The organism is Pseudactinotalea terrae, assembly GCF_009733845.1.
Classification (GTDB): Bacteria; Actinomycetota; Actinomycetes; order Actinomycetales; family Beutenbergiaceae; genus Pseudactinotalea; species Pseudactinotalea terrae.
This window is the reverse complement of record NZ_WNXZ01000001.1, coordinates 115278-128831: the sequence shown is the minus strand read 5'-3', so window position 1 is coordinate 128831 and position 13554 is coordinate 115278. Positions and strand designations below refer to the sequence as shown.

The 13554-nt window shown below is 70.3% G+C and carries 15 protein-coding genes; 5 read left to right on the top strand and 10 right to left on the bottom strand.

Annotation, left to right across the window (positions count from 1 at the left end):
• Positions 1–5: 5 nt before the first annotated feature.
• Both GPA03_RS00635 and GPA03_RS00630 read right to left on the bottom strand, forming a co-directional pair.
• Positions 6–1844 carry an acetolactate synthase large subunit gene (locus tag GPA03_RS00635; RefSeq protein WP_156250080.1) on the bottom strand — a complete coding sequence of 613 codons (1839 nt, stop codon included), beginning with the start codon at positions 1842–1844 and terminating at the stop codon, positions 6–8.
• 261 nt (positions 1845–2105) lie between these two features.
• A complete protein-coding gene (locus GPA03_RS00630) occupies positions 2106–2753 on the bottom strand; it encodes a 4a-hydroxytetrahydrobiopterin dehydratase (RefSeq protein WP_156250079.1) in 648 nt (215 codons plus the stop codon).
• A 122-nt stretch (positions 2754–2875) separates the two neighbouring features.
• On the opposite strand from GPA03_RS00630, the gene GPA03_RS00625 reads away from it, so the two are divergent.
• Both GPA03_RS00625 and GPA03_RS00620 read left to right on the top strand, forming a co-directional pair.
• Positions 2876–3343, top strand: coding sequence for a DUF2975 domain-containing protein (locus GPA03_RS00625; RefSeq protein WP_156250078.1), 468 nt, complete (start codon positions 2876–2878; stop codon positions 3341–3343).
• Positions 3343–3570, top strand: a complete 228-nt coding sequence (locus GPA03_RS00620; protein ID WP_156250077.1) for a helix-turn-helix domain-containing protein — start codon at positions 3343–3345, stop codon at positions 3568–3570. The genes GPA03_RS00625 and GPA03_RS00620 overlap by 1 nt, the downstream gene beginning before the upstream one ends.
• Here the strand turns inward: GPA03_RS00620 and GPA03_RS00615 are convergent.
• Positions 3556–4275, bottom strand: coding sequence for a haloacid dehalogenase type II (locus GPA03_RS00615; protein WP_156250076.1), 720 nt, complete (start codon positions 4273–4275; stop codon positions 3556–3558). The genes GPA03_RS00620 and GPA03_RS00615 overlap by 15 nt on opposite strands.
• Positions 4276–4416: 141 nt before the next feature.
• Here GPA03_RS00615 and GPA03_RS00610 point away from each other — a divergent pair, with 141 nt between their 5' ends.
• Entirely contained in the window at positions 4417–5487 is a 1071-nt protein-coding gene (locus GPA03_RS00610; RefSeq protein WP_156250075.1) for a glycoside hydrolase family 172 protein, read from the top strand.
• A 21-nt stretch (positions 5488–5508) separates the two neighbouring features.
• Here the strand turns inward: GPA03_RS00610 and ilvD are convergent, their stop codons facing one another.
• Entirely contained in the window at positions 5509–7218 is a 1710-nt protein-coding gene (ilvD, locus tag GPA03_RS00605; RefSeq protein ID WP_156250074.1) for a dihydroxy-acid dehydratase, read from the bottom strand.
• 204 nt (positions 7219–7422) lie between these two features.
• On the opposite strand from ilvD, the gene GPA03_RS00600 reads away from it, so the two are divergent.
• Entirely contained in the window at positions 7423–7962 is a 540-nt protein-coding gene (locus tag GPA03_RS00600) for an aromatic ring-opening dioxygenase LigA (protein WP_156250073.1), read from the top strand.
• 76 nt (positions 7963–8038) lie between these two features.
• Complete coding sequence (locus GPA03_RS00595) at positions 8039–8632, top strand: alpha/beta hydrolase family protein (protein ID WP_156250072.1); 594 nt, start codon at positions 8039–8041, stop codon at positions 8630–8632.
• A 3-nt stretch (positions 8633–8635) separates the two neighbouring features.
• Here GPA03_RS00595 and GPA03_RS00590 read toward each other — a convergent pair whose 3' ends face one another.
• The 6 genes from GPA03_RS00590 to GPA03_RS00565 form a co-directional block, all read right to left on the bottom strand.
• Positions 8636–9466, bottom strand: a complete 831-nt coding sequence (locus tag GPA03_RS00590; RefSeq protein ID WP_156250071.1) for a DUF4097 family beta strand repeat-containing protein — start codon at positions 9464–9466, stop codon at positions 8636–8638.
• Entirely contained in the window at positions 9463–9609 is a 147-nt protein-coding gene (locus tag GPA03_RS00585; RefSeq protein ID WP_156250070.1) for a hypothetical protein, read from the bottom strand. The genes GPA03_RS00590 and GPA03_RS00585 overlap by 4 nt, the downstream gene beginning before the upstream one ends.
• A gap of 21 nt (positions 9610–9630) precedes the next feature.
• Complete coding sequence (locus GPA03_RS00580) at positions 9631–10164, bottom strand: hypothetical protein (protein ID WP_156250069.1); 534 nt, start codon at positions 10162–10164, stop codon at positions 9631–9633.
• A 71-nt stretch (positions 10165–10235) separates the two neighbouring features.
• Entirely contained in the window at positions 10236–11069 is an 834-nt protein-coding gene (locus GPA03_RS00575) for a bifunctional allantoicase/(S)-ureidoglycine aminohydrolase (RefSeq protein WP_156250068.1), read from the bottom strand.
• Positions 11066–12406 carry an allantoinase AllB gene (allB, locus tag GPA03_RS00570; protein WP_156250067.1) on the bottom strand — a complete coding sequence of 447 codons (1341 nt, stop codon included), beginning with the start codon at positions 12404–12406 and terminating at the stop codon, positions 11066–11068. The genes GPA03_RS00575 and allB overlap by 4 nt, the downstream gene beginning before the upstream one ends.
• Before the next feature lie 7 nt (positions 12407–12413).
• Positions 12414–13550, bottom strand: coding sequence for a glycerate kinase (locus GPA03_RS00565; protein ID WP_206673420.1), 1137 nt, complete (start codon positions 13548–13550; stop codon positions 12414–12416).
• Between the last annotated feature and the right edge of the window lie 4 nt (positions 13551–13554).

Genomic DNA, 13554 nt, shown 5'->3' with positions numbered 1-13554 from the left:
CGTGTTTACTCGTCCCGGTCGAAGTCCGGGGTGATGTCCCGGGCGTACTGGATCTCGTCGTTGGAGACGCCGGCTGCGACCATCGGCCACACCATGGCGTCCCGGCTGACCGTGAAGTCGACGACGACGGGGCGGTCGTCGATCTCGCGGGCCTTCTTGATCGTCTCGTCGACGTCCTTGCTCGACTCGCAACGCAGGCCGACGCACCCATAAGCCTCCGCCAGCTTGACGAAGTCGGGGATGCGGCGCGTCTCATGGCCGGTGTTGAGGTCGGTGTTGGAATAGCGCTCCCCGTAGAACAGGGTCTGCCACTGCCGCACCATCCCCAGCGAGGAGTTGTTGATCAGAGCGACCTTGATCGGGATGTCCTCGAGCGCGCAGGTGGCGAGCTCCTGGTTGGTCATCTGGAAGCAGCCGTCGCCGTCCACCGCCCACACCTCGGTGTCGGGCATGCCGACCTTCGCACCCATGGCCGCGGGGATCGAGTAGCCCATCGTGCCGAGGCCACCGGAGTTCAGCCAGGTGCGCGGCTTCTCGTAGCGGATGAACTGTGCCGCCCACATCTGGTGCTGGCCCACGCCTGCGGCGTAGATCGCGTCGGGACCGGCCAGCTCACCCAACCGCGAGATCACGTGCTGAGGTGCGAGCAGGCCGTCGGCGGTCGGCGTCCAGCCCAGCGGGTAGCGCTCCCGCAGATCGTCGAGGAGGGCCCACCAGCCCTGCAGGTCCGGGAGTCCGTGCTGAGCGTGCTCCCGCTTCAGCTCGGTGGCCAGGTCGGCGAGCACCTCACGGAGGTCGCCCACGATCGGGACGTCCGCCACGCGGTTCTTGCCGATCTCCGCCGGGTCGATGTCGGCGTGCACCACGGTCGCGTTCGGCGCGAACGAGTCGAGCCTGCCGGTCACGCGGTCGTCGAAGCGTGCCCCGAGGGCGACGATCAGATCAGCCTTCTGCAGAGCGGCGACGGCCGAGACCGCACCGTGCATGCCGGGCATGCCCACGTGCTGCGGGTGGCTGTCAGGCAGCGCACCCCGCGCCATCAGGGTGGTGACGACGGGCGCTCCGGACAGATCCGTCAACGCACGGAGCTGAGCAGCGGCGTCGGCGCGGATCACGCCACCCCCCACGTACAGCACCGGCTTGCGCGAGGTCGCCAGCAGTCGGGCCGCCTCCCGCACCTGCTTGATGTGCGGCTTGGTGATCGGCCGGTAGCCCGGGATGTCGGGCTCGGTGGGCCACACGAACCGGGTCTCGGTCTGCATGGCGCTCTTGGCGATGTCCACGAGCACCGGACCCGGTCGCCCGGTCGAGGCGATGTGGAACGCCTCGGCGATCCGGGCCGGGATCTCCGCCGGATCGGTCACGAGGAAGCTGTGCTTGGTGACCGGCATCGTGATGCCCACGATGTCGGCCTCCTGGAAGGCGTCGGTGCCGATCATCGACTTCGCGACCTGGCCCGTGATCGCCACGAGCGGCACCGAGTCCATGTGGGCGTCAGCGAGCGGTGTGACCAGGTTGGTGGCACCGGGACCGGAGGTCGCCATGCACACGCCGACCTTGCCGGTCGCCGCGGCGTAGCCGGTCGCCGCGTGCCCGGCACCCTGCTCGTGACGCACGAGGATGTGCCGCATCGAGGAGTCGAACAGCGGATCGTAGACCGGAAGGACCGCTCCACCGGGGATGCCGAAGATGACCTCGGTACCGACCTCCTCGAGCGCGCGTACGACGGCGGCCGCGCCCGACATGGGCTCGCCGGCTGTCGCCGAATCGTGCTGCGCTGGGGCGGGTCGCACCTGGGCCGGCGTCGGCCGAGGCGGCGCCGGGTGCGGGACCTGGGTCGTCATCGCTCCTCCTGGGCGGTTCGAGACTGCGGTCGATCGGTTCTAGACATACAAAAACCCCTCGGCCCGAGGTGGGCGATCGAGGGGCGCGCGCTCAGCGAGAGGTCGACGTTCAGACCGCTGCGCTGGCGCGCTCGGTAAGTACGACGACGATGATGGTGCTGGACACGTTCGTCACTGTAGACCTGCGTCGGCGGTTCACCCAACTTCCCACACCGCCGATCTCACATCGTGGATCACAGGTCCGCATATCGGACGGCTTCGTCAGTCCCGCCCGGCGGCCGTGCAGATGCAGACCTCGTTGCCCTCGGGGTCCGCGAGGACCACGAACGCCGGCGCCCGCGCATCGCCGACCACCCGCCCGCCCGCGGCCAGGGCGGCCGCGACGCGGCCGTCGGCGACGTCGACCGGGACCGTGATGTCGAGGTGGATCCGGTTGCGCTGCGGCCTGGGCTCCGCCATCTGCTGGAACCACACCGCGATCTCTCCGAGGCCGCTCGCGGGCAGGTTGCCCGCCCCGTCGGGTGCGAGCCCGGTGACGGCCTCCCAGAACGGCCGCACCGCCGCGATGTCGAGGGCGTCGACGGCGTACTCCATCACCTGGCGCTCGGTCGGTGCCGCCCGCAGCTCCGCGTCGAGGGCGAGCGCCGAGATCGTCGCCGCCATCTCGACGTCACGCTGCGTCAGCCCGCCCGCGTCGTGCGTCGCGAGGTCGACGTCCACATGCGCATAGCTGACCTGCAGGTCGGGGTGATGGTTCGCGGCGTTCGCCGCAGCGACCACCCGCGCGACGAACTCGGCGCCGGCACTCATGTCAGGCGTCCGGAATCGTGCTTGCAGCGTGCCGAGCATCACGCGCCAGTCGTCCAACCCGTCCATCGCGAGCACCTGCGAGGCCGTCAACGTGTCCATGCCATCACGGTATGCCTGCCTCGACGCTGCGCGCAGGAACATCGGAGGTTGCGGCTGCTACACAGCACACGGGGCGTATCGCAACACAGCATGTAATTGCCGTTTATCGATATGATTGAGCGATGTTGCCGACCAGAACGCTGCGCGTGCTGCTGATCGCGCTCGTCTTCGTCGTCCTGCTGGGGCTCGTCGTGCTCTTCCAGCTCGGTGACGAGACTGCTCGCCAGTTCCCTGAGGTAGCCCGCTGGACGACGCCGGTGTTTCTCGGGATAGCGCTCGGGACCGTTCCGGTCTTCGCGGGCATGACGGTGACCTGGGGCCTGCTGACAGTCATTGATCGTGGAGAGGCGTTCTCCGATGACGCGATTCGCCGTCTGCGGACGCTCCGGCTGCTGATCGCTGCCAGCGCCGTCTGGTTCACGATCGGTCTGATCGGGATGCTCGCGCTCGGGTTGGGGCATCCAAGCGTGCTGATCGTCTGGTTCGCCGCCGAGGCGGTCGGACTGTTCTTGTTCACCCTGGTCGCACTGCTCGAGCGGTTGTTCGCCAGCGGCGCGCGCTATCGAACTGACAGCGAGCTCACGGTCTGATGGCCATCGTCGTCAACCTCGATGTCATGCTCGCACAGCGCAAGATGCGGCTGACCGAGCTCGCCGATCGGGTCGGGATCACCGTCGCCAACCTCAGCAATCTCAAGACCGGCAAGGCGCGGGCGATCCGCTTCACCACGCTCGAGGCGATCTGCGAGGTGCTCGAGTGCCAGCCGGGCGACCTGCTCGAGCACGTCCCGCCGCACCTCCGGTCAGTCCGCACCTAAGCGATCGGCCAGCTCCTCGAGGCTCGTGACCTCCAGATCGAAGACGTCGCCGGCTGCCGGCGGATCTCCGACCGGGCGCTCGACGTGGGCGGTGCGCATCCCGACAGCCTGAGCGCCCCGGAGGTCCCAGGCGTGCGCAGCCACCATCAGCAGACGCTCCGGCGGGCACCCCGCCGCGTCAACCGCCAGCTGGTACACGGCAGCCGCCGGCTTGTAGGCCTGAGCGTCCTGCGCCGAGAGCGCCTGGTGCCAGCGCAGCCCGGCGTGGGCGTTGATCCGGGTGAGCGCGGCACGGCTCGCGTTCGAGAGCGCGATCACCTGGAACCGGGACGCGATCCTGCCCAGCGCGGACACGGAGTCGGGCCATGGGTCCAGCCGCTGCGCCGCGCGCACCAGCGCGTCCGCATCCACATCCGCCGCCTCGATCCCCGAGGCGAGCGCGAGCGCGACCGCGGCCTCGCGGTCGACGACGTCGGTCCTGGCGTACGGCCTGTCGCCGTCGCGCATCCGGCGCTGCTGGCCATCGACGTAGTGCTGCCAGTGGCGCACCAGCGGCTCGACGTCGCGCACGGCGCCGGACGTCGGCAGCACCTCGCGGAGCGCGCGAGAGATGCCACCCGGCTCATCGACCATCGTCCCGAGCACGTCGAAGACCACGGCGTCGACCACGGGAACGGACACGGTGTGCTCGCGCGCATCGCTCATCGTTGACGCAACCAACGAGCGCATCGCGTTCATTCCTGCCCAGTGCGGGGTACGCGCGGGGCCGCGGTGGCGACTACCATCGGTAATCGTTTGCTCATGCCGTCGCCGACGGCCCACCGATCCCCAGGATGCGATCCCGACATGACGCACCACGACATCGCCGCACTGCATGAGCGCGCGACCCGCTCGATCAGCCCAGAGAACGTCACGGGCGCCAAGGCGGGTGGCGGTCGTGCCACCGATGGCACCGGCGCGAACGCCGCTCGCGACCTGGGAGTCGGGTGGAAGGTCTCCCCCAGCGTCGAGATCGGGCCGGGCGAGACGTTCGACCTCGCCCGCATGGGGGGCGCCGGCCGCATCACGCACCTGTGGCTGACCACCCACACCGACAACTGGCGACGCATGCTGCTGCGCGCGTACTGGGACGGCAGCCAGGAGCCGGCGATCGAGACACCGCTGGGCGACTTCTTCGGTCAGGGCTGGGGCCGGTTCGCCCAGCTGTCCTCGCAGATGGTCGCCGTCAACCCGCACGGCGGCTTCAACTCCTACTGGCCGATGCCGTTCTCCGACGGCGCCCTGCTCACCGCCCAGAATCTCTCCGACGCACCCGTCGTCGTCTACTACCAGGTGACCTACGAGGTCGGCGAGTCGGCTGGCACCGGCGGGCGGTTGCACGCGCAGTGGCGGCGCAGCAACCCCCTGCGGGCCGGGAGCACGCACACCATCCTGGACGGCGTCCGGGGCCGCGGCCACTACGCCGGGACCTACATCGCGTGGGGCGTGAACTCCACCGGTTGGTGGGGCGAGGGCGAGGTCAAGTTCTACCTGGACGGCGACGCGGGCCTGCCCGAGCCCTACCCCACCATCGCCGGTACCGGCACCGAGGACTACTTCGGCGGCGCCTGGAACTTCGAGGTCCCCGGCCAGGGCTACACGGCCTACACCACGCCCTACCTCGGCCTCCACCAGATCATCCGCCCCGACGGTCTGTATGCCTCGCAGCAGCGCTTCGGCATGTACCGCTGGCACGTGCCCGACCCGATCCGGTTCCACACCGACCTCACGGTCGACATCCAGGCGCTGGGTTGGCGCAGTGGCGGCCGCTACCTGCCCCTGCACGACGACATCGCCTCGACCGCGTTCTTCTACCTCGACGCGCCGAGCACGGATCGCCCGGCCACGCCGACCCTCGATGACCTCGAGGTGCTCTGAGCAGGGACGAGGCCGACCGGCTCAGACCAGCACCGCTCCTGTCGAGGCGGACTGCACGAGCTTGGTGTACTTCGCCAGCACGCCGCGCGTGAAGACGGGCGGCAGCGGCTGCCACCCGGCCTTGCGCAGCTCCAGCTCCGCAGGGTCCACCAGCAGGTCGAGCGTCTTGTTGGCCACGTCGAGAACGATTCGGTCGCCGTCGTTGATGAAGGCGATCGGGCCGCCGTCCACGGCCTCGGGCGCGACGTGACCCACGCACAGCCCGGTGGTGCCGCCCGAGAACCGCCCGTCGGTCATCAGCAGCACGGTCTTGCCCAGGCCGGCACCCTTGATGGCACCGGTGATCGCCAGCATCTCCCGCATGCCCGGCCCACCCTTGGGGCCCTCGTACCGGATCACCACCACGTCGCCGTCGGTGATCGTGCCGTCCTCCAGAGCATCCATGGCCGCACGCTCGCGATCGAAGACCCGCGCGGTGCCCTCGAAGGTCGTCGAGTCGAAGCCGGCCGACTTCACGACCGCCCCGTCGGGCGCGAGCGAACCGCGAAGGATCGTGATGCCACCCGTCGGATGGATCGGGTCGCCCATCGCACGCAGGATCTTCCCGTCGGGGTCGGGCGGGGCGATGTCCGAGAGGTTCTCGGCGAGCGTCCTGCCCGTCACGGTGAGGCAGTCGCCGTGCATCAGCCCAGCATCGAGCAGTGCCTTCATGACGACCGGCACGCCGCCGATCCTGTCGACGTCGTTCATCACGTACGCACCGAACGGCTTCAGGTCGCCGAGGTGCGGCACCCTGTCAGCCACGCGTGAGAAGTCGTCCAGCGTGAGGTCGACCTCGGCCTCGTGCGCGATCGCCAGCAGATGAAGGACGGCGTTGGTCGACCCGCCGAACGCCATCACCACGGCGATCGCGTTCTCGAAGGCTTCCTTCGTCATGATGTCGCGTGCCGTGATGCCGCGTCGGAGCATCTCCACCACCGCCTGTCCCGAACGGTGCGCGAACGTGTCCCGCCGCCGGTCCGCCGAGGGCGGCGCCGCAGAGCCCGGGATCGACATCCCGATGGCCTCAGCGACCGAGGCCATCGTGTTCGCCGTGTACATGCCGCCGCACGCGCCTTCACCCGGGCAGATCGCCCGCTCGATGGCATCCACGTCCTCAGCACTCATCAGCCCACGTGCGCACGCCCCGACCGCTTCGAACGCGTCGATGATCGTGACGTCCTTCTCGGTGCCGTCACTGAGCTTCACCCAGCCCGGCATGATCGAGCCCGCGTAGAGGAACACCGACGCGAGGTCGAGCCTGGCGGCAGCCATCAGCATGCCGGGCAACGACTTGTCGCAGCCTGCGAGGAGAACCGAGCCATCGAGCCGCTCGGCCTGCATCACGGTCTCCACCGAGTCCGCGATGACATCGCGCGAGACCAACGAGAAGTGCATGCCCTCGTGACCCATGGAGATGCCGTCGGAGACGGAGATGGTGCCGAACTCCAGGGGGTAGCCGCCGGCAGCGTGCACACCCTGCTTCACCGCCTGGGCGAGCCGATCGAGCGACAGGTTGCACGGTGTGATCTCGTTCCACGAGCTCGCGACGCCGATCTGCGGCTTGGCGAAGTCGTCGTCACCCATGCCCACCGCCCGGAGCATCCCGCGCGAGGCCGTGGCCTCCAGGCCATCTGTCACCACCCTGCTGCGAGGCTTGATGTCCGGCCCTGAGTCCTCGGTGATCGCCATGCTGGCGAGTGTAGGTGCGGGCCCGTGGGAGAGCACTGCGCTTCAATGGGCACAACGACACGGACGTGTGACGCAGGCGACACCGTGCCGAACGGCCCGATCGCAGCATCCGGGACCTCGGACCCATGCACCGACCCGAGTGCACCGGAAGACTTCTTCATGCAAGCCCGCCCTACAGATCAGCCCCAACAGGAGGCACCCCAGATGTCCAGCTCCACCGTCAACACCTCCACGGCCAAGGTCGCCGGCGTCGCAGCGCTGGTCGCCGGCCTCATCTTCGCGATCGCCGGCATCGCGGTCTGGGTCCTGGTGAGCACGCAGCTCCAGGCGCAGAAGATCACTGTCGGCGAGGACGCCGGCGAGGCGGTCCCCGCGCTGTCGTGGACGACCGGCCGCACGGTCGGCGACCCCTTCACCGCGTACGCCCAGGCCGAGATCATCGACCTGCACGCCTCCGCCTCCGCCGAGGGCTACACCTACGCCGAGCTCGGCTCGATGGTCCGGGAGGCCGAGGAAGCCGGCGACGCCGACCGCGCCGCCGAGCTGCAGGAGCAGCGGACCACCGTCATGAACGCCTCCTTCCTGCGGGCGTCACTGTTCACCTCAGTCGTCTCCTACGGCGTCGCCGCCATGGCAATCGTCCTCGGTGTCCTGCTCGTCCTGGGCGGGCTGGGGCTGCGGCAGGTCGCCGCTGCGGTCGCCACCACAGCGCCGCGCGCCGAGAAGGAGACCGATCTCGACTGATCCCCATCTCGTCGAGATCGCACGGCCGGCCACCAGCGGAGGTGGCCGGCCGTTCTCGTGCCCCTAACCTGGGCGAGTGGAGATCGAGACCCCGCACGGACCCGCTCGCGCCGAGATCGTGCTCGGCAGCATCGGCACCCTCGTGCTGGGGCATGGCGCCGGCGGTGGCACGAAGGCCCCCGACCTGCGGGCGGCGGGCGCCGTGGCCGAGAGCCTTGGGTGGACGGTCGTCTTCGTCGAGCAGCCGTACCGGGTCGCGGGGCGGCGCGCGCCAGCACCAGCCGCGCAGCTGGATGTCGCGTGGCTCACGGTGCTCGCCGCGTTGCGCGAGACTGATGTGATCGGACCCGGGCCCCTCGTGGTCGGCGGCCGCTCCTCCGGCGCCCGGGTCGCGTGCCGCACCGCTCACGACGGCGGAGCCGCCGGCGTGCTGTGCCTCGCCTTCCCGCTCCATCCGCCTGGCAAGGCCGGCGACCCGAGCAAGTCCCGACTCCCTGAGCTGGACGGCGTCACGCTTCCCGTGCTGATCGTGCAGGGCGAGTCGGACCCGTTCGGCATGCCGCCCGCAGCGGCCGACCGGGAGATCGTGACCCTGCGAGGCAACCACTCGCTCCGTTCCGACATGCCGGGCCTGCGCACCGCCGTCGAGAGCTGGCTCGGCCTGCGCTGAGGGTCAGGCGCGCTGGACCATGATGTCGCCGCTGACGGTACGCATCCGCAGCACGACGCCGCGCTCACCCTCGCTGGGCTCGTCGCCGGCCCGGAGGTCGGAGTGGACGCTTCCGCTGATCGAGCTGCAGTCCAGCAAGGCTGCCGTGCCCGCGGCCACGCCGACGGTCACATCGCCCGAGGCGGCCTTGGCGCTGACCTCGCCGTGAGTGATGGTGCGGATCACCAGGTCGCCCGAGCCGCTGGCCATCTGGACGTGGCCGCCGGCGGACGTCACCATGACATCACCGGAACCGGTGGCGAGCGAGATGTCGGCGACATCCTGCACGACGATGTCACCCGAGCCCGTCCGCAGCTCGGCTCGGCCGGTGGACCGACCGAGCCGGACGTCGCCGGAGCCTGCGGTCACGACCGCAGCGCCGGTGCCGCCGATGGTGACGTCACCTGATCCCACGGTCAGGCGGACGTCCTCGACGCTCTCGAGGCTGACGTCACCGGAACCGCTCTTGATCTCGGCCCGCGAGAGCGAGCCCTCGGTGCGGATGTCACCGGAGCCGGTCTCGGCGTCCATCGAGCTTCCCGGAGGCAGCGTCACCGTGACGTGCACCGAGCCGCGGCTCCCGAAGAGGCCGCCGATCGACTTGGGGACCGAGACGTCGAGCCGCCCGCCGGACATCTCCACCCGCGTGGCGGCGGCGAGGTCGTCGCCGCCGCGGCGGGGCTCGACGTCGACCGTCACCAGCGGTGCCGACTCGCTCGCGATCACGACGAGGTCACTGGCCCGCATCTTGGCGGTGAGCGTCACCGGGCCGGTGCTCTCGTACTCGTACCTCACAGCTGCCCTCCACGGTTGTTGGCCGGGCGGAAGGTCGTGCTGAGAGAGTTCCGACGGCGAGGCTTGGACGTGCGGGCGATCTGCTCGTCGAGCGGGGAGCTCATGTGCTGAGCCATGATCGCTTCGTGTGCGGTGCTGTACATGACGTGCTCCAAGGTGTGAGTTCAGCGGACCCAGCCGGTCATCGAGCGCCCGATGCGCACGCGACCGCCGGGAGTGGTGATGTCGATCCCTGACTGGGGTGTGAGCGCCTGCTGGACGGCGCGGACGAGCCAGGTGTTGACCGAGACGCCTTCCTTCGCAGCGGCCTCGTCGACCTGGGACTTCAGGTAGTCCGGCAGCCGGAGCGAGACGCGGGACAAGCCGCCGTCGTCATCGATCGGGGGCTGCGGCGGCGCCGGCGGGGCTGGCGGCTCCGGCGGGGTGCCGAAAGGAACCGTGGGCTCCTCGTGGGAGACGGCCCGGTCGACCACGATCTCCGGGTTGCCGCCGCGAAGCCGGACGTCGATGACATCGCCATCGAGCCTGGCGGTCACCTCGGCCGCGACGTCGGAGGCCATCTCCATGAAGGTGAGCCTGATCGCCGGCTCCATTCCCTGGGCGAGCCGTTCAGCCGCCTCGCGGACCTCGTGGCTCGAGGTCTGAGCGCTGTTGACAAGAGCTGAGTTGAGGCTCGTGACATACGGTGTGAGATCCATGACGCCATCTTGACACCATTGTGGCGTCACGTCAACACCATCGCGACGTCACTCTGACGCCGTCGACGGCGTCACGGACGCGTGGGCATCACTGGCCAGAGGGGCGCGTGGCGGTTCACGTCCTTGTAGAGCAGGTAGCGGAACAGGCCCGGGCCACCCGCGTAGCAGGCCTGCGGGCAGAACGCCCGCAGCCACATGAAGTCACCCTCCTGCACCTCGATCCAGTCCGTGTTGAGCAGGTACATCGCCTTGCCCTCGAGCACATACAGACCGTGCTCCATCACGTGGGTCTCGGGGAACGGGATCGCTCCCCCGGGCTGGAACGTCACGATGTTCACGTGCATGTCGTGGCGGACGTCGGCCGGGTCCACGAACCGCTGGGTGGCCCAGGCACCGTCGGTGTCGGGCATCTCCACGGCGTCGACCTCGCGCTCGTGCGTGACGAACGAGCTCGGCGCCTCGATCCCGTCCACCACCTGGTAGCCCTTGCGGACCCAGTGGAACGTGGCGGTGGCAGCCGAGGTGTTGCGGATCGTCCACGACGCGCCCGGGGCGAGGTAGACGTAGCTCCCGGCGACCAGCGCATGGCGGGTGCCGAACAGCTCGAGCCCGATCTCGCCGTCGACCACGAACAGCACGCCCTCGGCGCGGCGGTCCGCCTCGGGGCGGTTGCTCCCGCCACCCGGTGAGACCTCGACGACGTACTGCGAGAACGTCTCGGCGAAGCCGGTGAGCGGGCGGGCGAGCACCCACAGCCGGGTCGCGTCCCAGTGGGGCAGCAGGCTCGTCGTGATGTCGCTCATCGTGCGTCGCGGCAGCACCGCGTACGCCTCGGTGAAGATCGCGCGGTCGGTGGTCAGCTCGGTCTGCGCCGGCAGCCCGCCGCGCGGGGTGTAGTAGCTCATGACTCGCCTCTCCAGATCAGCCGGCCTGCGGGCACGCCCTCGTCGATGTCGGCCCCCGCCAGCAGCGTGCGCCGCACCACGCCCGAGAGCGTGGCACCGGCATAGGGCGTGACCGGGTTGCGATGCGCGAGCGCCTCCGGCCTGACCACGAACGCGTCGTCGGGTGCGAACACGACCAGGTCGGCGTCGTGCCCGACGGCGATCGCGCCCTTGTTCCGCAACCCCACCAGCGCGGCTGGTCGGCTCGACATCCACTCCACCACCTGCGCGAGCCCGATGCCCCGGGTGCGTGCCTCGGTCCACACGATCGAGAGCCCCAGCTGCAACGACGCCACCCCGCCCCAGGCGGTCCCGAAGTCACCGGTCTCGAGGTTCTTCAGCTCGGCGGTCGAGGGCGAGTGGTCGCTGACCACGCAGTCGATCGTGCCCTCGATCAGCCCTTGCCACAGCAGCTCACGGTTGCCGGCCTCGCGGATCGGCGGGCAGCACTTGAAGGCCGTGGCGCCGTCAGGCACCTCCTCGGCCGTCAGGGTCAGGTAGTGCGGGCAGGTCTCGACGGTGATGCGCACGCCGTCGCGCTTGGCGGAGGCGATCATCGGCAGCGCGTCCGAGGAGGACAGGTGCAGCACGTGCACGCGCGCACCGGTCCAGCGGGCGCGCTCGATCACGGCGGCGATCGCCACGTTCTCGGCACCGCGCGGGCGCGAGCGCAGGAAGGTCTCGTAGCGGTCGCCTGCCGGGTGGGGCGCGTGGTCGATCGCACGCGAGTCCTCGGCGTGCACCACCATCAACGCGTCGTACCCCACGAGCTCGCGCAGGTCTTCCTCGAGATCCTCGACCTCGAGATGGCCGAACTCCTCGACGCCCGAGTGCAGCAGGAACGACTTGAAGCCCATCACGCCGGCATCGTGGAGGGTGCGTAGCTCTCCGAGGTTGCCGGGCACCGCGCCGCCCCAGAAGCCGACGTCCACGTGCCGCTTGCCCTCGGTCGCCGCCACCTTCTCCCGCAGCGCGGCCACCGAGGTGGTCGGCGGGATCGAGTTGAGCGGCATGTCGATGATCGTGGTGACACCGCCACGGGCAGCAGCACGGGTGGCCGAGTCGAAGCCCTCCCACTCGGTGCGGCCCGGCTCGTTCACGTGCACGTGGGAGTCCACGAGGCCGGGCAGCAGCACCTCGTCCGGTGCCAGGTCGATCGACCGCTCTCCCGCCAACCCCGCACCGAGGGGCGCCAACGAGGCGATCTTGCCGTCGCGCACCCCGATCTCTCGCGGCCCGAAGCCCGCGCTGGTGAGCACTCGCTCGCCACGGACCACGAGGTCCAGGGGCTGGGTCATGGTGCTCCTACAGGTGGTCGGCGGCGATCCGTGCTCCCACATCTTCCAGCAGCCGGCCGGCTTCGGCGATGCAGACGCGGACATCGGGCTCGATCTCGGTCAGCACGTAGCGGTCCGATATCCCGTGCCTCGCGAGCATCTCACGATCGAGGGTGCTGCGCCCCGCGACCGCGACCGTGGGCACGCCGACCGCATTCGCCGCTGCTGCCACGCCGACCGGGGTCTTGCCGAACAGGCTCTGCTCGTCGAGCGATCCCTCATCGGTCACCACGAGCGCCGCGCCCGCGAGTGCGTCACCGAACCGCGTCAGCTCGAGCACCACGTCGATCCCCCGGCGGCGTTGCGCACCGAGCAGGAGCATGGCGTAGCCGACTCCGCCGGCGGCCCCGGCCCCGGGCTGCTGCGCCGTCTCCTGGGCGTGAGCGAGGCCGGCCGTGGCGAGCGCATCGACCCATCGGGCGAGACCGGTCTCGAGGTCGGCGACCGCCTGGAGGTCCGCACCCTTCTGGGGTCCGTACACCGCAGCAGCCCCGTCGGGCCCGAGAAGCGGGTTCTCGACGTCGGCAGCCAGCACGATCTCGACGTCGCCGAGCCTGGGGTCCAGGCCCGAGAGGTCCGCCCGAGCGAGCCGACGCAGCGCGTCACCGCCGCCGCCCAGGGGCGCTCCGGCGTCGTCGAGCAGCCGGGCACCGAGCGCGGCGAGCAGCCCGGCGCCACCGTCGGTGGAGGCGCTGCCGCCCACCCCGAGGACGATCCGGCGAGCGCCCGCCGCGAGGGCGTCGGCCACGAGCTCACCCGTGCCGTAGGAGGTGGCCAGGCGGGCCGCGTGGTCGTCGGCATCGGTGAGTGCCAGGCCGGAGGCGAGCGCCATCTCGAGCACCGCCGTCGGGCCGCCCGGTCCGTCGAGCAGGGCGTACCGGACATCCACCGGCGAGCCCAGCGGCCCCGTGACCCGGACCTCGCGCCCCCGCCCGCCCGCGGTGACGGCGGCGGCCACCGTGCCCTCGCCGCCGTCTGCCAGCGGCAGCTCGCGGACGTCGAGATCAGGGTGGTGACGGCGCAGGCCAGCGGCGACGTGCGCGGCGACCTCGGCGGCGGTGAGCGAGCCCTTGAACTTGTCAGGGGCCACGACGATGTGCGGCACCTGC